At 64.6% G+C, this 19,853-nt stretch carries 16 protein-coding genes; 13 read left to right on the top strand and 3 right to left on the bottom strand.

Translation table 11 applies throughout. The features are described from left to right. Positions 1-91: 91 nt before the first annotated feature. On the bottom strand, positions 92-1,564 hold the full coding sequence (locus tag QW881_RS31740) for an undecaprenyl-phosphate glucose phosphotransferase (protein WP_315758304.1): 1,473 nt from the start codon (positions 1,562-1,564) through the stop codon (positions 92-94). A gap of 483 nt (positions 1,565-2,047) precedes the next feature. On the opposite strand from QW881_RS31740, the gene QW881_RS31735 reads away from it, so the two are divergent. Both QW881_RS31735 and QW881_RS31730 read left to right on the top strand, forming a co-directional pair. Beyond that, positions 2,048-2,845, top strand: a complete 798-nt coding sequence (locus QW881_RS31735) for a glucose-1-phosphate cytidylyltransferase (protein ID WP_315758303.1) — start codon at positions 2,048-2,050, stop codon at positions 2,843-2,845. Next, positions 2,842-3,495 (top strand): PIG-L deacetylase family protein, encoded by a 654-nt coding sequence (locus QW881_RS31730; RefSeq protein ID WP_315758302.1) that lies wholly within the window; start codon positions 2,842-2,844, stop codon positions 3,493-3,495. Before QW881_RS31735 ends, QW881_RS31730 begins: the two co-directional genes overlap by 4 nt. 108 nt (positions 3,496-3,603) lie before the next feature. On the opposite strand, the gene QW881_RS31725 is transcribed toward QW881_RS31730, so the two are convergent. Further along, positions 3,604-4,704, bottom strand: coding sequence for a hypothetical protein (locus QW881_RS31725; protein WP_315758301.1), 1,101 nt, complete (start codon positions 4,702-4,704; stop codon positions 3,604-3,606). A gap of 380 nt (positions 4,705-5,084) precedes the next feature. Between QW881_RS31725 and QW881_RS31720 the strand changes: the two genes are divergently transcribed. The 11 genes from QW881_RS31720 to asnB all read left to right on the top strand — a co-directional run bounded on the left by QW881_RS31720 (position 5,085) and on the right by asnB (position 18,844). Continuing rightward, positions 5,085-6,122: an SDR family oxidoreductase gene (locus QW881_RS31720; protein ID WP_315739475.1), complete on the top strand. Its 1,038-nt coding sequence runs from the start codon at positions 5,085-5,087 to the stop codon at positions 6,120-6,122. A gap of 54 nt (positions 6,123-6,176) precedes the next feature. Continuing rightward, the gene (locus QW881_RS31715) at positions 6,177-7,439 is read left to right on the top strand and encodes a class I SAM-dependent methyltransferase (protein ID WP_315758300.1); all 1,263 of its coding nucleotides are present in this window, start codon (positions 6,177-6,179) and stop codon (positions 7,437-7,439) included. A 41-nt stretch (positions 7,440-7,480) separates the two neighbouring features. Continuing rightward, on the top strand, positions 7,481-8,023 hold the full coding sequence (locus QW881_RS31710) for a dTDP-4-dehydrorhamnose 3,5-epimerase (RefSeq protein ID WP_315758299.1): 543 nt from the start codon (positions 7,481-7,483) through the stop codon (positions 8,021-8,023). 103 nt (positions 8,024-8,126) lie between these two features. Then, complete coding sequence (locus QW881_RS31705) at positions 8,127-9,095, top strand: phytanoyl-CoA dioxygenase family protein (protein WP_315758298.1); 969 nt, start codon at positions 8,127-8,129, stop codon at positions 9,093-9,095. A 24-nt stretch (positions 9,096-9,119) separates the two neighbouring features. Continuing rightward, positions 9,120-10,487 (top strand): DUF4910 domain-containing protein, encoded by a 1,368-nt coding sequence (locus QW881_RS31700; RefSeq protein ID WP_315758297.1) that lies wholly within the window; start codon positions 9,120-9,122, stop codon positions 10,485-10,487. Further along, positions 10,484-11,641: a glycosyltransferase gene (locus QW881_RS31695; RefSeq protein WP_315758296.1), complete on the top strand. Its 1,158-nt coding sequence runs from the start codon at positions 10,484-10,486 to the stop codon at positions 11,639-11,641. Before QW881_RS31700 ends, QW881_RS31695 begins: the two co-directional genes overlap by 4 nt. Positions 11,642-11,827: 186 nt before the next feature. Next, positions 11,828-13,327: a lipopolysaccharide biosynthesis protein gene (locus QW881_RS31690; RefSeq protein WP_315758295.1), complete on the top strand. Its 1,500-nt coding sequence runs from the start codon at positions 11,828-11,830 to the stop codon at positions 13,325-13,327. A gap of 106 nt (positions 13,328-13,433) precedes the next feature. Then, entirely contained in the window at positions 13,434-14,768 is a 1,335-nt protein-coding gene (locus QW881_RS31685) for a glycosyltransferase family 4 protein (RefSeq protein ID WP_315758294.1), read from the top strand. Beyond that, entirely contained in the window at positions 14,768-15,826 is a 1,059-nt protein-coding gene (locus tag QW881_RS31680) for a Gfo/Idh/MocA family oxidoreductase (protein WP_315758293.1), read from the top strand. Before QW881_RS31685 ends, QW881_RS31680 begins: the two co-directional genes overlap by 1 nt. After that, on the top strand, positions 15,823-16,854 hold the full coding sequence (locus QW881_RS31675) for an NAD(P)-dependent oxidoreductase (RefSeq protein WP_315758292.1): 1,032 nt from the start codon (positions 15,823-15,825) through the stop codon (positions 16,852-16,854). Before QW881_RS31680 ends, QW881_RS31675 begins: the two co-directional genes overlap by 4 nt. A 49-nt stretch (positions 16,855-16,903) precedes the next feature. Continuing rightward, a complete protein-coding gene (gene asnB / locus QW881_RS31670; RefSeq protein ID WP_315758291.1) occupies positions 16,904-18,844 on the top strand; it encodes an asparagine synthase (glutamine-hydrolyzing) in 1,941 nt (646 codons plus the stop codon). A gap of 42 nt (positions 18,845-18,886) precedes the next feature. Here the strand turns inward: asnB and QW881_RS31665 are convergent, their stop codons facing one another. Continuing rightward, entirely contained in the window at positions 18,887-19,663 is a 777-nt protein-coding gene (locus QW881_RS31665) for an SDR family NAD(P)-dependent oxidoreductase (protein ID WP_315758290.1), read from the bottom strand. Between the last annotated feature and the right edge of the window lie 190 nt (positions 19,664-19,853).

Raw genomic sequence — 19,853 nt, 5'->3', positions numbered from 1 at the left:
GCCGATCAAGACCTGACCGAAGTGGGCCCGTCCGATCTGCCCTGTACGGCTCCGCCGATTGGCTCGCGATCATCATCCGTTGCGAATGCGCCTAATAGGCATTGTTGCCGCGGATCAGCTCGATCGGCGTCCTCAGCAGGATCGCGACGTCGAGCGACAGGCTCCAATTGTCGATGTACCAGAGGTCGAATTCGACGCGCTGTTCGATCGACGCACGCGTGGGCGTCGGGCCGCGGCAGCCATGCACCTGCGCCCAGCCGGTCAGTCCGGGCTTGACACGGCGACGGAACGCGTAGTTGCGCACGAGCTTGTCGAATTCGTTGTCGTGCGCCAATGCGTGGGGGCGGGGGCCGACCAGGGACATGCTGCCGTCCAGGACGTTGAGCAACTGCGGCAGCTCATCGATGCTGGTCCGGCGCAGCCAGGTCCCGAGCCGGGTGAACCGGCTGTCGCCGATCTGGGCCTGGACGATCGAAGGCCCGTCCTCGAGAACGGACATCGTGCGAAACTTGTAGATCTGAAAAGATCGGCCGTTGAATCCGCAGCGTTGCTGCCGGAACAGCACCGGCCCGGCCGAGTCGAGCTTGATGGCGATCGCCACCAGCAGGAGTAGCGGCGACATCAATGCCAGCGCGATGCCCGCCAGCATGACATCCATGAGCCGCTTGGTGGCGTGTTCGAGCGGGCTCAGCAGGCCGCGCTGCAGCTCGATGCAGACCGCATTGCCGAGCTCGCGGCACGGCCGCTTGAAGATGTCCGAAGCCGTTCCGACCGGCACGAAACTCACTGGAAACGGCAGGACTCTCAGCTCCGCGCCGAGCGTTCGCAGATCGGACCAGGGTTCGGGATTGGCGCCAACGACGATCTCTTCGATATCGGAGCCGCGCACATAATCGATCACGCTCGAAACGATCCGCTGCCGCTGATCCGGATCCGCGTCGGGTTCAGGAAGCAGGAAGTGTCGCTGGACGCGAAAGCCGGTGTCGGTGAGCACCTGGGTCAGTCCGGCGTTGTCCTTGCTTGCTTCATCGGTGATCAGAACGATGTTTCGGCCGGAAAATCGTCTCTCCGCCAGCCCCTTTGCCAGCAGATATGCGGTGGTGCGGCGATGCAGGATCAGCGCCGCGAGCCCGAACATCGCGAATACGATGCTGGTGCCGCGCGAGAATTCGCTCCCGATCTTGAGCGCGAACAGCGCGCCGGCCAGCACGAGGAACGCCGTGACCCAGGTCAGGCAGGCCGCGCGGATCTGGCGCGGCAGGATCAGGAGCTCGGCCGGCCGGTACATCCCGCGGATCTTCATCAGCGAGACGAACAGCGCCGACACGAGGATCGCCAATCCGAGCGATTTACTGACGTCGTTGGCTCCCGCCGGATCCTGCAGATGATACAGAAACCCGGACAGGACGCTCGACATGGTAATCGTTGCAATGTCCGCCGCGATCGCGAAGGGCTCCACCGAGTCGTAGTGGACGGGCCATTTCCGCCCTTGGAATTGTCGTTCCAAGAGGACGGCCGGCATGCCATTTCGATCGAGAGTCTTGGGCTGATCCACGTAATGCATGGGATGTCGGTGTTCGAAACTCGGTTAAATAGCGATTAGCCGTCATTATATGTTTTGGCATTTAATTTAAACAATTAAAAAATGCCATTGGGATTTATTCGCGCCGTAGGACATCTCCCGATACCGCGACGAGGCCGGTGACGCCGGAATGCCGGTTCTGGAGGACGGAAACGAGGGCGCTCGCCCCCCTCGAAGTCGGTCCTGGCAATGCCCGCGTGACGATTTAATGTTCGTGAAACGGATATTTCAATGCGGGTGGCCAAGAATGGCATTTAAAAAGAGATATAATTGGATTATTAATCTGGTGCCGGGCGCCCGCGACGCGGGTGACACGTCCGTAGCCGACCGAATGCAGGGGAGGTTTTCCTCGTGCAGCCGGGAGGGCGAAGCGAGGGCACGGCGAGCTGTCTTCGAGGCCGGCCGGCGAGATTGGAAGATTATGATGCTCATTTCAAAGATTGAGAACCCGAAGGACGTCGCGCCATGAAGGTCGTATTATTCTGTGGAGGGCTCGGGACGCGGATCCGGGAATATTCCGAGAGCATTCCGAAGCCGATGATTCCGATCGGCCACCAGCCGATCCTCTGGCACGTCATGCAGTATTACAGCCAGTACGGGCACCGGGATTTCGTTCTGTGCCTGGGCTACAAGGCCAATGTGGTGAAGGACTATTTCCTGAACTACAATCAGGCGTCCGCCACCGACTGCACGATCTCGCAGTTCGGCAAGAAGGTCGAGCTGCTGGGCGATCGCCCCCCGGATTGGCGGGTCTCGCTGGTCGACACCGGAATCTGGCGCAACATCGGCCAGCGACTGCGGGCGGTCCGGCACATGGTCGAGGGCGAGGAGATCTTTCTCGCCAACTACAGCGACGGCCTGACGGACGCGCCGCTGCCGGAGATGATCGATCGTTTCAAGCGCAGCGGGAAGATCGGCTGCTTCATCGCCATCCATCCGCCGATCAGCTTTCACCTCGCCGAATTCGACGCCGACGGCACCGTGGGCCGCATGGCAGCGAGCAACGATTCCAACATCTGGATCAACGGCGGCTACTTCATCTTCCGCAAGGAGATATTCGACTATATCGACGAGGGTGATGAGCTCGTCGTGCAGCCGTTCAAGCGGCTGATCGACCGCGGCGAGCTGATGGCCTACCGCTACGAAGGGTTCTGGCGCGCCATGGACACGCTCCGTGACCGCCAGGTGCTCGAGGAGATGATCGAGCGCGGCGACACGCCCTGGCAGCTCGGCGCCAACCTTCCGGCGGTGGTGAACGGATGAGGGCGCTGCAGCTCGCCGGTCGCGGCGACCGGCTGTCGGTCCTGTGTCTCGGCGCGCACTCCGACGACATCGAGATCGGGGCCGGAGGCACGCTGCTGTCCTGGCTCGACCAGGGCGTCCGCCTGGATGTTCATTGGTGCGTGCTCAGCGGCAATGGCGAGCGCGGCGTCGAGGCGCGGGCGTCTGCCGACGATTTCCTTGCCGAAGCCGCCGGCCGCAATCTCGAGATCATGCAGTTCCGCGACGGCTTCTTCCCGGAGCAAGGCGAGGACATCAAGGCCTGGTTCGAGCAGCTGAAGGGCCGGATCAATCCTGATGTCATCCTCGCTCACCGCCGCGACGACGCCCATCAGGATCATCGGCAGGTCAACCGCCTGGTCTGGAACACGTTCCGCGATCATCTCGTCCTGGAGTACGAGATTCCGAAATGGGATGGCGATCTCGGACGGCCCAATCTCTACATGCCCGTCTCCGAGCGGATCATGAAGCGGAAGGTTGCGCTGCTGATGGCGCATTTCGGCAGCCAGCGCTCCAAGCAGTGGTTCGATCCGGAGACGTTCATGGGTCTGGCGCGACTGCGGGGCATGGAGTGCCGCGCCGCCGAGCGCTATGCCGAGGCATTCGTCGTGCGCAAGCTGTCCTTGGGGTGAACGGCGGCCGAAGCCGCCGTCCGCGAGGTCCTCGCGGAGGACGCATCAATGTCCGATCTGCGAGGAGATGATCGGCGCTTGGCCGCGATGCGTGGCTGCGGCCGGCGGTCAGCCGGCCGCCCGTCGGGGAAGTTCGACGATCTCCTCTGCCGGCGGACGCTCGATTGCGGTGGCCGGCACCTTCTCCAGCCAGACCTCGCGCCACCACGCATAGATGCCGCGCGGGCAGAACAATCGGTTCTCGCTGTAGCGCGACTGGCAATAGACGCCGTCGAGAATGACGGCCGGTGTCTTCATCCGCCGGATGTAGCCGGTGCGCTCGTCGATGAACTTCTCGACGCGCGTTCGCACCCGGAACACCTTTCCGCAATAGGGCACCATCTCGGCGTCGAAGCCCATGCCGCGGTTGTTGGTCTGCTTGTCGATGGTGGCCAGGATGTCCTTGTGCGGGCGGACGCGGACGAGATCGCCGGGCTGCAGCCCGAGATCGGCGATCGGCGCGTCCTTGTCCGTCAGGAGATCTCCGCGCTTGCGCGGAAACGGGACGCCGTCCCACAGCGACTGGACGCGGTCGTAGATCCAGCGCGCGGGCCGGCCGAGCCGCGGACGGCGCGCCATGGTGGCGCCGACATAGGCGAAGTAGAGAAAGCCCTTCAACATCTTCGCGAGCGAGACATTGCCGGACGCGACGTCCTCGGCATATTGCCGGGCGTCCCACCATTTGAGCGGCTGGGTGTAGGTCGGCAGCTCGGTTGCCTGGCAGGCGTAGCGCGGGCCTTTTCCCGGCTGCTGGTCCGGCGACTTCGTCGCGTCCCACACCGCGCGCACCGTGCATCCGCCGGACGGCTGAAGCGCAGCCGCATCGTGCGGGCCGGCCGGCGCGGGTTTGGCCGCATCCACCGGGGTGAGCCACGCCTCCTTCCAGAAGATCAGGCAGGCCGCCTGGCAGCCGCCATAAGCCTCGCCGTCACAGCGGTGCTCCAGATGCACCGCGTTGGGAAGGCGCCGGCCGAGCCATTCTCCGGTGTTGTATCCGGTGACCGTGTCGCAGGTCTTGTGAGCGCGCTTGTAGACCTGGAAGCGTTGGCCGCACCATTTGAACATCTGCGGCATGAACGGCAACCCTTCGAGACGCCCGTTGGCATCGAGCGTCGCCAGAATCTCATCCTTGCTGCGCACTTCGACCCAGTCGCCGGCGGATAGTGTCATGCTCTGTCTTTCAATGCTTAAATCAATGCGTCATCAATGCGGGTGGGGCATCCCGCGCGGGACGCCTCATTTGCCAGGGATCGAATTAAAGCTGCCGAGATCTGCGGTCAACATTTGTCCCTTTTGTGCCGTTATTTAATTTGAGTCAATTAATTAAATCAAGAGGGTGCCTGATGCCGCGCCGGCCGGATGGTCGCGACATCAGGCGGATCGGGGTAAATGCACGGGTTTTCCCGGAGTTTTGTGTGCCGCGCCGGAGGAAACGGCTGGCGACGTCGCTTGCTGACGGATTCACTGGACGCTGGCTAGAAAATTAAATTATAATCTATTGGAGGGTGATTTAAATTCTCGTTTTGGTTGGTGACATAGAGGGTGCGATTTTGAAGGTACTGATCACCGGAAACATGGGCTATGTGGGTCCGGTCGTCGCGCGGCATCTGCGGGCGCAGCGCCCGGATGCGACGCTACACGGCTTCGACAACGCCTATTTCGCGCACTGCCTGACCGGAGCGCCGGTTGTTCCGGAGCGATGTCTCGACGAGCAGATCCATGGCGACGTCCGCGACATGTCGCTCGACCTCCGTGGCTATGACGCCGTGGTCCAGCTGGCGGCGATCTCCAACGATCCGATGGGCAATCGCTTCCAGGAGGTGACTCTCGACGTCAACCAGAACGCCACCGTATCGCTCGCCAGGAGGGCTGCGGCGGCTGGTGTGAAGAATTTCGTGTTCGCGTCGAGCTGCAGCGTCTACGGCATCGCCGACGGACCGCCGCGCAAGGAGAGCGATCCGCTCAATCCCATCACGGCCTACGCCAAGTCGAAGATCGGATCGGAGCAGGAACTCGCCGCGATCGACACCGGCATGACCATTACCTGTCTGCGCTTTGCGACGGCCTGCGGCATGTCGGATCGGCTGCGGCTCGACCTCGTCCTCAACGATTTCGTGGCCTGCGCGCTCACCCGTCGCCAGATCAGCGTGCTCTCCGACGGCACCCCCTGGCGCCCTCTGATCGATGTCGCCGACATGGCGCGGGCGATCGACTGGGCGATTGACCGGCCGGCGGCGACGGGCGGCCGCTTCCTCACCATCAATGCCGGCTCCGACGACCGCAACTACCAGGTCAAGGATCTCGCCAATGCGGTGGCTGCGCGAGTGCCCGGGACCAGCGTATCGATCAACACCTCCGCGCCGGTGGACAGCCGCTCCTACAAGGTCGATTTCGGCCTGTACCGCTCCCTCGCACCCGATCATCAACCGCAGGTCACCCTGGACCAGTCGATCCAGAACCTGGTCGAGGGTCTCAAGAGAATGCAGTTCAAGGATGCCGAGTTTCGCTCGTCCGATCTGATCCGTCTCAAGGTCCTGCAGGACCACATGGAGACGGCCAGGATCAACGACAGGCTGCAATGGACGTGATCGCGCCGGGGCAGACGCTTCGCCTCGGCCGGCAAAGACAGTGACGGAGATACCATGGAACTGACCCTTCCCACCGCCGTCGGCGTCGCGCCCAAGTGCCGGCACTGCGGCGACGACCTGACCCTCAAGCTGATCGACCTCGGTGCCTCGCCGGTTGCGAACGACTACATCGATCCGGCCAACTACATGCGCGCGGAGCCATTCTATCCGCTGGAGACCTTCGTCTGCCGCGAGTGCCGTCTGGCGCAGACACGCGACCTCCTGGCCGCGTCCGAGATCTTCCGCGCCGACTATGCCTATTTCTCCTCGCACTCCACCTCATGGCTCGAGCACGCGCGGCGCTACGTCGAAGCCATGGCCGATCGCTTCAAGCTCGGTCCTGCCTCGCGGCATGTCGAGATCGCGTCGAATGACGGGTATCTGCTGCAATACTCCCTCCAGAAGGGGATCGACTGCCTTGGCGTCGAACCCTGCGAAAGTGTTGCGCTGGCTGCACGTACCAAGGGCATCGAGACCCGCATCGAGTTCTTTGGCCGCAACTATGCGACCCGCCTCCGGGAGGAGGGCTGGTCGGCCGATCTCCTCACGGCCAACAACGTGCTCGCGCACGTTCCTGATATCAATGACTTCGTCGGTGGCGTCAAAATTCTGCTGGCGCCGGAGGGCGTCGCGACCTTCGAGGTCCAGCACCTACTGACCCTGATGCAGCGGCATCAGTTCGACACCATCTATCACGAGCATTTCTCCTATCTGTCGCTGATCGCGGGCCTGCGCATCTTCGCACGGGCGGGCTTGCGCGTTTTCGACGTCGAGCTCCCGGAAACGCATGGCGGCTCGATCAGGTTCTTCGTCTGTCACGAGGGCGCCGCTCATGCGGAGAGCCCGAACGTCGCCGACGTCCTGGCACGAGAGCGGGCCTATGGGTTGCATGACGACGCGATCTATATGGCCTGGAACGAGCAGGTCAAAGAGACGAAGCGGGCTCTGCTCGAGCTGCTGACGGCACTGAAGCGCGACAACAAGAAGATCGTCGGCTACGGTGCCCCGGCGAAGGGCGTGACGCTGCTCAATTATTGCGGGATCCGCACCGATTTCCTCGACTTCACGGTCGATCGCGCCCCGTCCAAGCAGGGCCGCTACATGCCGGGCGTTCGCATTCCGATCCTGCCGCCGGAAGCGATCTTCGAAGCCAAGCCCGACTACGTCCTGATCCTGCCGTGGAACATCAAGAGCGAGATCAAGGCCCAGATGGCGGCCATCCGCGACTGGGGCGGCCGGTTCATCGTGCCGGTCCCCAAGGCGACCATCGAGGAGTAGAGCAGGGCATTGCCGCACGATTGCGCGAAGAGTTTTGAGCCATGAGGTTTGTCCAGCTGGGACGGTCGGATGCGCGGCTGATCGAGCTTACCGTTCGCTCCGACGAGCGCGGCAGCTTCACGCGGACTTGGTGCGCGAAGACCTTTGCGGAGCAGGGCATCGCGTTTATCCCGGTGCAGGGCAACAGCTCGGTGACCCGTCTCCGCGGCACCGTCCGCGGCATGCATTTCCAGCGCGCGCCGAAGCCCGACGCCAAGATCGTCCGCTGCAGCGCCGGCTTGATTCACGACGTCATTGTCGACATCAGGCCGAGTTCCGCGACGCGCGGCGAGGTCTATGCCTGTGAGCTCGGTCCCTCGACGGCGCGGATGCTCTACGTCCCCGCGGGCTTTGCCCATGGCTTCCAGACGCTGACCGACGACGTGACGGTCGAGTATCTGATGGGTGAGGACTATGTCGAGGAGCTCTCGGACGGTTTCCGGCACGACGATCCGATGATCGGCATCCGATGGCCGCAGCCGGTGACGGTGTTGTCGGCCAAGGATGCCGCCTGGCCCTCGCTTGCTGAGCGGGAGCTGTGGTGAAGCAGCATGACGGCAGCTCGGTGTCTTGGGGGAGGAATCTGGCGGCCCCGGAGCGGCCCGATCGCCTCGAACGTTCTGACTATTTGTCGAGGAGGATCACGGAATGACGAACATTTTCGTTGATGCCATCATGCCCGATGACGAGCGGCGCCAGAAACTGTACGAGGGTGCGCTGTTCCTGTACTCGCCGACGCCCTCGCTCGATGCGCTGGTTGCGTTCGCCAGGGAGCTGATCGAGGAGGCGTTTCATCCCTACGATCCGCGGACGGCGCAGTTCGAGCTCCCTGTCGAGCGATACGTCGAGATCCTCGCCAAGCTGAAGCCGTTCCTCATTCATCACGCCCGGTCGAAGGAGCTTGTGCAGGGAACGCTCCGCGAGCTCGGCTGCGATCCCGAGCTGACCTATTTCGACGTGCCGCGGCTGCGGTCGGCAACGAGCGACGACTATCTCACCACCGGGATCGCATTCGCATTCCACCCTCATCGCGACACCTGGTACTCGGCGCCGCCGTGCCAGCTCAACTGGTGGCTGCCGGTGTATGACATCGCGCCAGACAACGGCCTTGCATTCCACCCGCGCTATTTCGACGAAGCGATCAAGAACGGCTCCAGAAACTATAACTATTACGAGTGGAACCGGACCTCGCGGGCATCGGCGGCGCAGCACATCAAGACCGATACACGGGTGCAGCCGAAGCCGGAGCAGGAGATAGCACTGGATCCGCAGATCCGGGTGATTGCGCCGAGCGGCGGTGTCACGATCTTCTCCGGAGCGCATCTTCATTCGTCGGTGCCGAATACATCGGGCGTGACGCGGTTCAGCATCGATTTCCGCACCGTGCATTTTGCCGACGTCAGCCGCAGGCACGGCGCCGTCAACGTCGACTCGGAGTCCACGGGCACGAACCTGCGCGACTTCCTGCGGGTGACCGACCTCGCGCGGCTGCCTGAGGAGGTCGTCGCGCCGTATGATCAGGACGGGGCGCCCCGCGATCATCTGATCTATCAGCCGACAATCGTGCCGCTGGCGACCGGCGGTCTCGCAGCCGATGCCGCGCAGGCATCGGCCTGACGGATGATGCAAGGTTCGCAGGTCATGCTGGACATCCTCACATCATCGATTGGGCCGCGGGCGCCGGCGATCGATCTCCATGATCTGATTACGGAGCTGTTTCCAATCAACCGTAGCCTCACGGGAGCTGGGGTCCGTCAGACGCTCGAGATCGTCTCACGCTATGTCGACCTCGTGATTCACGAAGTGCCGTCCGGAACGCCCGTCCTCGACTGGCATGTGCCGGCGGAGTGGAACATTCGTCGCGCGACGATCTCGACCCTGTCCGGTCGCCGTCTCGTCGACTTCGCCGACAACAATCTGCATGTGATGGGCTACAGCAGGCCGGTCCAGGCGGTGCTCAGCCGCGCTGAGCTTGCGAAGCACGTCTATACCTTGCCGGAGCAGCCTGATCTCATTCCATACCGGACCGGCTATTATGCCGACGATTGGGGCTTTTGCCTGCCGGATCGTCTCTGGCGGGAGATGACGGACGACAGCTACCGCGTCGAGATCGACAGCGAGCTCTCGCAGGGATCGTTGACCTACGGCGAATTCTTCGTCCCCGGACAGACGGACAAGGAAGTCCTGATCACCTGCCACGTCTGCCATCCGAGTCTCGCTAACGACAATCTCTCAGGGATTGCCGTCATGACGGCGCTGGCGATGCGGCAAGCGCAACGGCCCCGCCGGCTCGGGTATCGATTTCTATTCCTGCCGGCAACGATCGGCGCGCTTGCATGGCTCGATCGCAACGAGTGGGATCTCGACCGTGTCGAACACGGCCTCGTCCTCACCTGTCTCGGCGACCCCAGTGGATTTCACTACAAGCAAAGCCGACGGGGCGCGACCATCGATCGCGCCGTCGCACATGTTCTGAAGCAGTCAGGCCATCCTCACGAGATTCTGCCGTTCAGTCCCTATGGATATGACGAGCGGCAGTTCTGCTCACCGGGATTCGATCTACCGGTCGGGTGCCTGATGCGCGGCGTGCACGGCACATTCCCCGAATATCACACATCGGCCGACAATCTGAATTTCGTCAAGCCAGGCTGTCTCGACCAATCCTACGCCGTCGTCGAGGAGGTGGTGGATCTGCTCGATCGTGACTGCATCTATGAGCGCGTCGATGGGCGAGGGGAGCCGCAACTGGGACGGCGCGGGCTGTATCGCGCGATTGCCGGCCAGCGCGAGGCAGGTGGCGCGACGCAGATGGACCTCCTCTGGGTTCTCAACCTGGCGGATGGCAGGCACAGCCTGCTCGACATGGCGATCCGTGCCGACGTTCCGTTCGCGCGCATCGAGGCCGCCGCGCGGATCGCGCTGGACGCCGGTCTGGTCATCGTGACGTCGCCGCCTTCTCCGGACAGCGCCGCAGCAAGTGATCCGAAAATCCAGGGTGAGGCGTCATGAGTTCGCAGCCGGGCAAGCCCCGCATCGCCGTCTTTTCACTCCGAAACATCTTCGGCAAAGCGCTCAATCGCGGTCCCCACGTCGAGTTCGAGGACATCATCTGCGAGATCGATTCCGCCGAGCTGTTCGCGCCCGAGCTCGATCCGTCGCGCAGACGGGCGAGCTTCGCCACCCGTCTGGGCTACCACGCTCCGGTGCTGTTGAACCCCGGGATCGCGCGGATCAGGCCACAGCAGCAATACGACGTTCTATTTGCAATCTGCGGATTCCCGCAGGATCTGATCATGTTCGACGCGATCGAGGATCTGAGAGGGGCGTGCAGGACCTCGGTGTGTCTGTTGGACGAGCTCTGGGTGAAGGAGATCGCCAAGCACCGGCATTTCCTGAAGATACTCGCCAAGTTCGACGTCGTGATGCCGTTCCAGATCAGTACGGTGCAGCCGCTCAGCGAGGAGATCGGCCAGGCATGCGTGCATCTTCCGCTCGCCATCGACGCGATCCGCTTTTGTCCCTATCCCGATCCCCCCGAAAGGGTCATCGACGTCTTCAGCATGGGGCGCCGCTCCCGCGTCACGCACCAAACGCTGCTCACGATGGCGCGGGACAGCGGCCTGTTCTATCTCCACGACACGATCGGCGGCAGCCAGGCCATCGACCTCCGGGAGCACCGGGCCCAGATGGCAAGCCTCGCCAAGAGGAGCAGGTATTTTCTGGTCAATCCCGGCAAGTTCGACGAGCCGCAGGAGACCGGGCGGCAGGTCGAGTTCGGTTACCGGTATTTCGAGGGCGCGGCATCGGGAGCCATCATGCTCGGCGAGCGTCCCGACAACGAACTCTTTCCGCGGCTGTTCGACTGGCCCGAGGCGATGGTCGACGTGCCGCACACGTCGCCCGACATCGACCGGATCATCAGGGAGCTGGACGGTGACCCGGTCCGACAGGACCGGATGCGGCGAGCCGGCATGGCCCAGACCTTGATGCGGCACGACTGGGTGTATCGATGGGAGACGATCCTGGGGACCACGGGTCTGCAGCCGATGCCGGGCGTCGCTGCACGCAAGGATCGGCTGAAGAGGCTGGCCGAGATGGCGGCCGGTCCGGGGGTGGCGCGCGAGCATGAATTAAATCGCGAGCCGGCATTGTTGGCGCAGTGATGTTTCAATCCTTTTCTCCGCCACAAAGTGGCGTCATCGCTCCCCGGCGGCCCATGTTTCGGCTGCGGACGATTTTATACCGGCTGCATTTCGACGATCGGATGTTTCATTGCCCTGTACGGATCTGTTTGGCCGTGACTGGGAATAGGAAAGTTGGTTGCAATGTTTGAAAGCGATTGAACGGAGATGTCGGAAGCCGTCGCCGCCTATTTCGAGGAACATCGGGAGTCGAACGATCTCGGACGCCGCGCGTTGCGCGGAGGTCTGATTTCCATCGTCATCCAATACGGCAATGCCGTGCTCCAGATCGGAGCGGCTATCGTGCTGGCCCGGCTGCTCGCGCCGGAGGATTTCGGGCTCGTCGCCATCATCACCGTGCTGACGAGCTTCGCGCCGCTCCTGATCGACTTCGGCTTGCTCGACGCCACCGCCCAGCGCAGCAGGATCACACCGGCCCAGGTCAGCGGCCTGTTCTGGGTCAGCACCGGCATCGGCGCGGCGGTGGCGATCGTCGTCGCTGCATCCAGTCCGCTGATTGCCTGGGTCTACGGTGATCCGCGACTGGAGCCGATCGCGCTCTGCGTCGCGATCACCTTCGTGCTGTCCGGGCTGACCAATCAGCACATGGCGCTGCTCCGGCGCACGTTGCAATTCGGCCGCATCGGTCGGATCCAGCTGTTCGGCACGCTGGCGGGGACGGTTGCCGCCGTCGCCATGGCGTTCGAGGGCTACGGCTATTGGGCGCTGGTCATTCGCCCCGTCGTGACATCGATCTGCGTCGTGGTCGCCGCGTGGTCGGCCTGCCGTTGGCGGCCCAGCGCGCCGGTGTTCGACGCCGAGGTGCGATCGATGGTGCGTTTTGGCCTCCATGTGGTCGGATTCACCGTGGCCTATACGCTGTCACGGGCGGTGGACCGGATCGCGCTCGGTCTGCTCTACCGGCCCGATCAGGTCGGGTACTACCAGAATGCGATGAACCTGTACGACAACTCGATCTATGCGGCGCTCAATCAGACGCATGCGGTGGGAAGCTCGGCGCTCAGCAAGCTGCAGACCAATCCGGTCGCGCTGCGGCAGAAGTACGAGGCGGCGCTCTCGATCCTGGCCTTCTTCCTGATGCCGGCGGCGGCGATCCTCTCCGTCACCGCCGAGGACCTGACCGTCGTCCTGCTCGGGCAGAAGTGGCAGGCTGCGGGAGCGCTGCTCAGCATCATCGCGCTGCGCGGCATTTCGCACGTCGTCGAGGGCTCGCAGGGCTGGCTGCATCTGTCGCTCGGAAGGGCGGACCGGTGGCAGACCTGGGGGATCATCTCGCTCGTCGCGCAGGTCGTTGCGGTGCTGGTGGGGCTGCCCTTTGGTCCGGTCGGCGTGGCCTGGGGCGTCGTGGTCGGATACTCGCTGATCGCCCTGCCGTCGGTCATGTATGCCGGACGTCCGATCGGCATCGGTGCGGAGGTCGTGATCCGGGCCGTCGGACCGCAGACCATCGGCGCCGTCGCGACCGCAGCTGCCGGCTGGTGGCTGCAAGCCGCGCTTCTGGCGGGCTATCCCGCCCTCCTGCGCATGTTCCTGTCCGGCTGCTTCTGCGGCTGTCTCTATCTCGCGATCGTCGTCGGCATGTTCCGGGTCCGCGAGCCGCTCAGGATCGCAGGTACGATCGTGCAGGATTTCGCCGGCAAACGCTGAGAGGAAGCGAAAGGAGGCTCGGACAGCACCGCACGTCGCGATTAACTATCGCAATCATTGAATACCCCATATAAAACATCCCGTGATTTAAATGATTTAAATGGTCATGGCCAGCGACAACCACCCGGACTTGGATGTGATGGAGGCGGCTCCTGCGCCGTCGGCGCAGCGCGAACCCGAATGGTCCGCAGCCGGTTTCGCCGACCGACGGCGGCTCAGCATCCTCAGCGTCTCGCACATGCCGGCGAGCCCGCCGCGGTTCGGGGCACAGGCGCGCATGCACGGGCTGATGACCCAGCTCGCGCGCCGCCACGACCTCACGGCGGTGATGCTGGTCGATGACGCCTTCGACATCGACGAGTGTCGGCGGGCCATGCAGGCCTATTGCCGCGACGTGGTGCTGGTGCCGAACCCCTACGGCCGTGACGGTCTGGCGAAGCGGCTGCTGCAGCTGCGCTCGCTGGTCTCGTTGCGCAGTTTCGATCGGCTGCGCGTGGCCCTGCCGGAGCTGCAGCGGGCGCTGGATCGGGTGCTGCGGACGACACCGTTCGACATCGTCAATCTCGAATTTCCCTATCTCGGCCACTGCATGTTCCGTCAGGCGCCGGCCGGCGCGCCGCCGCCGCGGCTGATCGTGGACTCGCATGAGATCGCCTATGATCTGGCGCGGCAGTTCGCCGCCACCGGTGCGAGCCTGGGCCGCCGGCTCTACGCCGGTGCGAACTGGCGCAAGCTGCGCCGCGAGGAGATCGCGGCCTATCGCGAAGCCGATGGCGTTTATCTGTGCAGCGCGGACGACGAGAAGCGTCTGCATGACGACATTCCGAACGCCCGCACTGCGGTCATTCCCAACGCCGCCGATATCGACTTCTATCAGCCGCGCAGCACCGACCCCGCGCCCGACGGCCGGACGCTGGTCTATTTCGGCCTGCTGTCGACGGTGCCGAACATCGATGCGGTCACGCATTTCGTGCGGGACATCTGGCCTCGTATCACCGCCCGGCATCCCGATGCGCGCTGCAAGATCATCGGCGGCCGGCCGCCGCCGGCATTGACGGCGCTGGCCGGGCCGCGGATCGAGCTGACCGGCTTCGTGCCGGACCTGCGGCCGCACCTCGCCGCGGCCGCGGCGGTGATCGTCCCGCTGCGGCTCGGTGGCGGCACGCGGCTGAAGATCGTCGAGGCCATGGCGATGGGCAAGGCGATCGTCTCGACCAGCCTGGGAGCCGAGGGCATCGAGGCCATGCCCGGGCGCGACATCCTCATCGCAGACGAGCCCGACGCCTTTGCGGATGCGGTCGATCGGTTGCTGGCCGAGCCCGATCTCGCGGCGCGGATCGGCGGCGCGGCGCGACAGGTGGCGGTCGAGAAATATGCCTGGAGCGCGGCGGCCCAGGCGCTTGAAGACTTCTACTGCGAGATCCTGGAGACAAGATCGTGATGAAGGCCGCGCTCATCGGGGCAGGGCAGATCGCCCGCCAGCATCTGGCCTGCCTCAACAGTTTGCCGGGCGTTCAACTGGTCGGCATCTGCGATCTGTCGCCGGCGACGGCGGAGGCCGCAGCCGAGCGTTACGCCATTCCGTCCTGGTTCACCGATCATCGTGCGATGCTGCAGACCGTCCGGCCCGATGTGGTGCATGTGACGACGCCGCCGACCTCGCATTTTCGGCTGGCGATGGACGCGCTCGAGGCCGGCGCGCATGTGATCGTGGAGAAGCCCGCGACCTCGACCTTCGACGAGCTGCAGACCCTGACGTTGCGCGCCAAGCAGACCGGCCGCCATGTCGTCGAGGACTACAACTACGTCTTCAACCGGGCACCGCAGGAGATCCTGCGTCGCATCGAGACCGGCGAGTTCGGCGCCGTCACCCATGTCGACGTGCAGATCTGCCTCGACATCCTCGGTCCCGACGGTTTTGCCGATCCGAACTCGCCGCATCCGGCGCTCAGCCTTGCGGGCGGGGCGATCGCCGACTTCCTGCCGCATCTCGCCTCGCTGTCACATGCATTCGTCGGCCCGCATCGCAAGGCGCATACCGTCTGGAGCAAGCGCAAGCCGTCGCCGCTGCCGTTCGACGAGTTTCGCAGCGTCGTCGAGGCCGAGCGCGGCACGGCGACGCTCGGCTTCAGCGCGAGCGCTCAGCCCGACGCGTTCTGGCTGCGGGTCTATGGCGAGCGGATGCAGGCGACCGCCAATCTGTTCGAGACGCGGCTGACGTTCGACGGCCCCCGCAACGTGCCGAAGCCGCTGCGCCCATTCTTCAGCGCACTGGAGGAGGGCCGCGACATCCGTCGTGCCGCGCTGTCGACCCTGCTGCGCAAGTTCAAGGGCCCAGGCGCCTATGAGGGGCTGTGGGAGTGCCTCGCTCGCACCTATCAGGCGCTTGGCTCGGGAGCATCCTTGCCGATCACGATGGAGGACGTCCTCGCGGTCAATCGGATGATCGAAGCGATGAAGCCGACGAAGCAGGCGGACATGAGGGAGCTGGCGATATGAAAGCCCTGGTCACGGGCGCCAATGGTTTTCTCGGCCGGCATGTCGTCGATGCGCTGCTCGCCCGCGGCATCGAGGTTCGCGCCATGGTGCGCCCGGCGACCCGCGTCGACGGGCTGGGCTGGCCGTCCTCGGTCGACATCGTCAGGGCCGACCTGCGCACCTCGCGCGACCTTGTTAGCGCGTTCGAGAATGCGGATGTGCTGATCCATCTGGCGGCGGTGGTCTCCGGCGGCGAGGACGCGCAATTCGCCGGCACGGTAGGCGGCACCGAGAGGCTGCTCGAGGCGATGGCGGGCAGCGCCTGCCGCCGGCTCGTGCTGTGCAGCAGCTTCTCGGTCTACGACTACACGGCGACGCGCGATATCCTCGACGAAAGCGCACCGCTCCAGCAGACACCTGATGTCTACACCCGCGGCGGCTACACCGTCGCCAAATGGTGGCAGGAGCGGGTGACACGCCGTTACGTCGAGAAGCACGGCTGGGACCTCACCGTCCTACGTCCCGGCTTCATCTGGGGACGCGGTCACGGCTATCTTGCGGCGCTTGGCCAGCAGATCGGGCGGCACCACGTCGTGATCGGGCCGCTGACCCGCATCCCCATGACCCATGTCGAGAACTGCGCCGACGTGTTCGCGCTGGCCGCCGCAGATCCGCGGGCGATCGGCCAGACGCTGAACGTCGTCGATGGTCCCGGCGAGCGGGTCTGGACTTATCTGTCGGACTACATGCGCGGCACCGGCGAGCGCGGCCTCCGGTTGCCCATCCCGCATTGGCTCGCCAGCAGCATCGTACGGCTGGCGTTTGCGACCGTGTTCAGGCGGGCGACCAAAGTGCCGGCGATCCTGACGCCCAAGAAATTCGACGCGATGCTCAAGCCGCTGCGCTTCGACAATCGCAAGCTGAGGGACACGCTTGGCTGGACGCCGCCGCTCGACTACGAACAGTGTCTGGCGCGGACCTACGGTCCGTTGCCGGCTTCGGCGGCAGCGCCGGCGTCCTGGTCGTCTGGAACGGCTGCTTCCATTTGAGGGCCGCGTCCGCCATTTTGACGTCGCGCGTCTCAAGCGGATTGTTCTGATGTGTGGCATCGCTGGGATCATCGGACGGGTGGACGACGACAACCGCGCAGCGCTGCAGCGGATGAACGACGCCATGCTCCATCGCGGTCCGGATGCCGGGGGAATTTGGGCCTCGGCCGCGGACGAGCGTGGCTGGGGCGCGCTGCTGGCGCACCGCCGGCTCGCAATCCTCGATCTGTCGCCCGCCGGTGTGCAGCCCATGATCGATCCGGTCACCGGGCACGTCATCGTCTTCAACGGCGAGATCTATAATTTTGCCGATCTGCGGCAGCGTCTGGTCAACGACGGCCAGCAGTTCAGTTCGACGGGCGATACCGCGGTGATGCTGCGCGCGCTCGGCCTGCATGGGCCAAAGGCGGTGGCCTGGTTGCGCGGCATGTTTGCGTTCGCCTGCTGGGACCCGAAGGAGCGCCGGCTGCTGCTGGCGCGCGATCCCCTCGGCATCAAGCCGCTGTACGTCGCCCGCGCGTCGAAGCCCGATGCGGGCTGGTCGGTGGCCTTCGCATCCGAGCTGCGCGCTCTCCTGGCGTCCGGTCTTCTGGGCAGGCCCCAGCTCGATCCGCAGGCCGTCGCCAGCGGCGTCTGGAACGGCTTCGTGGTCGGCCCCGGCACGGCGGTCAAGGGCGTCGAGCTGCTGTCTCCCGGCCATCTCACCGCGTTCGACGGTGTCGGCAACACCATCCGCGACGAGGATTTCTGGTTGATCCCCGAGCGCGCCCCGGACCCGACGATGGATGAGGATCAGCTTGCCGCGATCCTGGAGGAGGGGCTGAGGCTGCATCTCGCCAGCGACGTGCCGCTTGCGGTGTTTCTCTCGGGCGGCGTCGATTCCTCGGTCATGGCCAATCTGGCGCAGCGCGCGGCCACGAGTCCGATCCACACCTTCACGCTGGCGTTCGAGGAGCAGGAGCTGAACGAGGGGCCGATCGCGCGGCAGATCGCCGCCGCGATCGGGACCGAGCATCACGAGGTGGTGCTGACCGAGCAGCATTTCGTCGACAACCTCGAAGCGGCGCTCGACAGCCTGGACCAGCCGACCTTCGACGGCCTGAACTCCTACTACATGTCGCATGCCATCCGCGGCGCAGGCTTCACGGTGGCGCTGTCGGGTACCGGCGGTGACGAGTTGTTCGGCGGCTACACGTCGTTTCGCGACCTGCCGGTCCTGCAGCAATGGTCGAAGCGTACGGCCTGGGTGCCGGCCGGCCTGAAGGTTGCTGCGGCGAAGCTGGCTGCCAATATGCTGTCACCCTCGGGCGGGACGGTCGCGCCGCAGACGCGCTGGGCCAAGCTCCCGGAGATGGTTCGACGCGGCGATGATCTTCTGGCGCTCTACCAGATGGCCTATGCGCTGTTCCTGCCCGGTTTTCAGCGCGAGCTGCTCGCGCCGGACCTCGTCGATACGCTGAACGATGGGCTGCCGGCCGCGATGAGAGCGAAGATCACCGCGGAGACCCGCGCACGCGCCCCGCTGTCGGCGATCAGCGTCATGGAGCAGCGCCTGTTTCTGGGCGAGCGCCTGCTGCGCGACAATGACGTGGCGAGCATGGCGGCCTCGCTGGAGCAGCGGGTGCCGCTGGTCGATCAGGTGCTGTTCGAAAGCGTCGACCGGCTGCCCGACGCGACGCGCTATCAGCCGCTGCGAAGCAAGGCGATGCTCAGGCGGATCGGCCTGCGTGGCCTCGATCCGTCGCTGTTCGACCGGCCGAAGAGCGGGTTCGTGCTGCCGCTCGATCGCTGGATCCGGCGCGGCCTGCAGGATGCAATGGACCGAACCCTGCGGGATCCGCAGGCCGTTGCGCCGGTGGGGCTGGACCCCACGGCCGTGGAGCGCCTCTGGCGCGCCTTCCTCGATGGCGCGCCGGGGATCTATTGGTCGCGCGTATGGTCGATCTATGTGTTCGTGCGTTGGTGCCACCGTCACCGCGTCTTCCGCTGACGTCCGACATCAGAAGAGCCGGCGCCATCGAGGTGCGCGTGCTCAGGCCTCCGGCATGACGCTTCCGCCGCACACCGGCACGCGAACGCCGGTCACGAAGCCTGCGAGGTCCGAGGCCAGAAACGCGATCATGTTGGCGACGTCCTGATCGTAGCCGCGCCGTCCGAGCGGCACGGACCGCTCGTAGAGCGGCTGCACCTCGTCACGGTCACGACGGTCCTTGTCGGAGATGACCCAGCCCGGGGCGACCTGATTGACCGTGATGCCATGCGGTCCGAGCTCCCGCGCCAGGGACCGCAGCATGCCGTCCGTGGCGCATTTGGCTGCCGTGTAGGGCGCTCGGTTGGGCAGAGCCAGGCTCGTCATCTCCGTGCCGAGAGAGATCAGGCGTCCCCATTTTCGCTCGATCATTGGGCCGGAAAACACCCGCGCGGTGGCCCAGGCCTGCAGGACCGAGGAGCGAAACACCTTGTCGAACTGGTCGGGTGTCTGCTCGACGACGGGACGTTCGTCGAACCATGTCACTGCATTGTTCACGACGATGTCGACGGGGCCGAGCGTGCTCTCGGCGATGCGGCGCATCGCCTGGACATCTTCAAGCACGGCAACGTCACCCGACATCGTACACGCGTGCTGCGGCTGAAGCTCGTTCAGCTCATCGCAGAGTCGTTCGGCAGCAGCGCGTGCCGTCAGATAGTGGATGGCGACCTTGGCACCACAGGCCGCCAGCGTCCGGGCGATCGGACGGCCGAGTTCTCCGGCCGCTCCCGTGACCAGCGCGACCTTGCCCGACAGATTGATCTGGAGCGGTGACCTCAACGGTCTCAGCGCCGGATCGTCCGGCAGGGGACCGAGCGTATTTCGTCGAATTCGTCGTGCAACTGCGCTCGCGATCCGCATCCACCCGTCCCCGAAATTATTGATTGGCTCGGCCGAGTATTAAATACGCGATTAATTAATTAAACTGCACAATTTGCCGCATTCGTTCGGGCGGGTGCACTGACCGGTT

The organism is Bradyrhizobium sp. SZCCHNS3016, assembly GCF_032484535.1.
Taxonomy (GTDB): domain Bacteria; phylum Pseudomonadota; class Alphaproteobacteria; order Rhizobiales; family Xanthobacteraceae; genus Bradyrhizobium.
The sequence above is the reverse complement of the archived record's forward strand: the minus strand, read 5'-3'. Positions and strand labels throughout refer to the sequence as shown.

Bases quoted from the DNA above. Each gene is read 5' to 3' on its own strand.
- QW881_RS31715 (WP_315758300.1), top strand. From the start codon at position 6,177: ATGGAACTGACCCTTCCCACCGCCGTCGGCGTCGCGCCCAAGTGCCGG.
- QW881_RS31680 (WP_315758293.1), top strand. From the start codon at position 14,768: ATGAAGGCCGCGCTCATCGGGGCAGGGCAGATCGCCCGCCAGCATCTG.
- QW881_RS31695 (WP_315758296.1), top strand. From the start codon at position 10,484: ATGAGTTCGCAGCCGGGCAAGCCCCGCATCGCCGTCTTTTCACTCCGA.
- QW881_RS31730 (WP_315758302.1), top strand. From the start codon at position 2,842: ATGAGGGCGCTGCAGCTCGCCGGTCGCGGCGACCGGCTGTCGGTCCTG.
- QW881_RS31725 (WP_315758301.1), bottom strand. From the start codon at position 4,704: ATGACACTATCCGCCGGCGACTGGGTCGAAGTGCGCAGCAAGGATGAG.
- QW881_RS31735 (WP_315758303.1), top strand. From the start codon at position 2,048: ATGAAGGTCGTATTATTCTGTGGAGGGCTCGGGACGCGGATCCGGGAA.
- QW881_RS31700 (WP_315758297.1), top strand. From the start codon at position 9,120: ATGCTGGACATCCTCACATCATCGATTGGGCCGCGGGCGCCGGCGATC.
- QW881_RS31705 (WP_315758298.1), top strand. From the start codon at position 8,127: ATGACGAACATTTTCGTTGATGCCATCATGCCCGATGACGAGCGGCGC.
- QW881_RS31685 (WP_315758294.1), top strand. From the start codon at position 13,434: ATGGCCAGCGACAACCACCCGGACTTGGATGTGATGGAGGCGGCTCCT.
- asnB (WP_315758291.1), top strand. From the start codon at position 16,904: ATGTGTGGCATCGCTGGGATCATCGGACGGGTGGACGACGACAACCGC.
- QW881_RS31690 (WP_315758295.1), top strand. From the start codon at position 11,828: ATGTCGGAAGCCGTCGCCGCCTATTTCGAGGAACATCGGGAGTCGAAC.
- QW881_RS31675 (WP_315758292.1), top strand. From the start codon at position 15,823: ATGAAAGCCCTGGTCACGGGCGCCAATGGTTTTCTCGGCCGGCATGTC.
- QW881_RS31740 (WP_315758304.1), bottom strand. From the start codon at position 1,564: ATGCATTACGTGGATCAGCCCAAGACTCTCGATCGAAATGGCATGCCG.
- QW881_RS31710 (WP_315758299.1), top strand. From the start codon at position 7,481: ATGAGGTTTGTCCAGCTGGGACGGTCGGATGCGCGGCTGATCGAGCTT.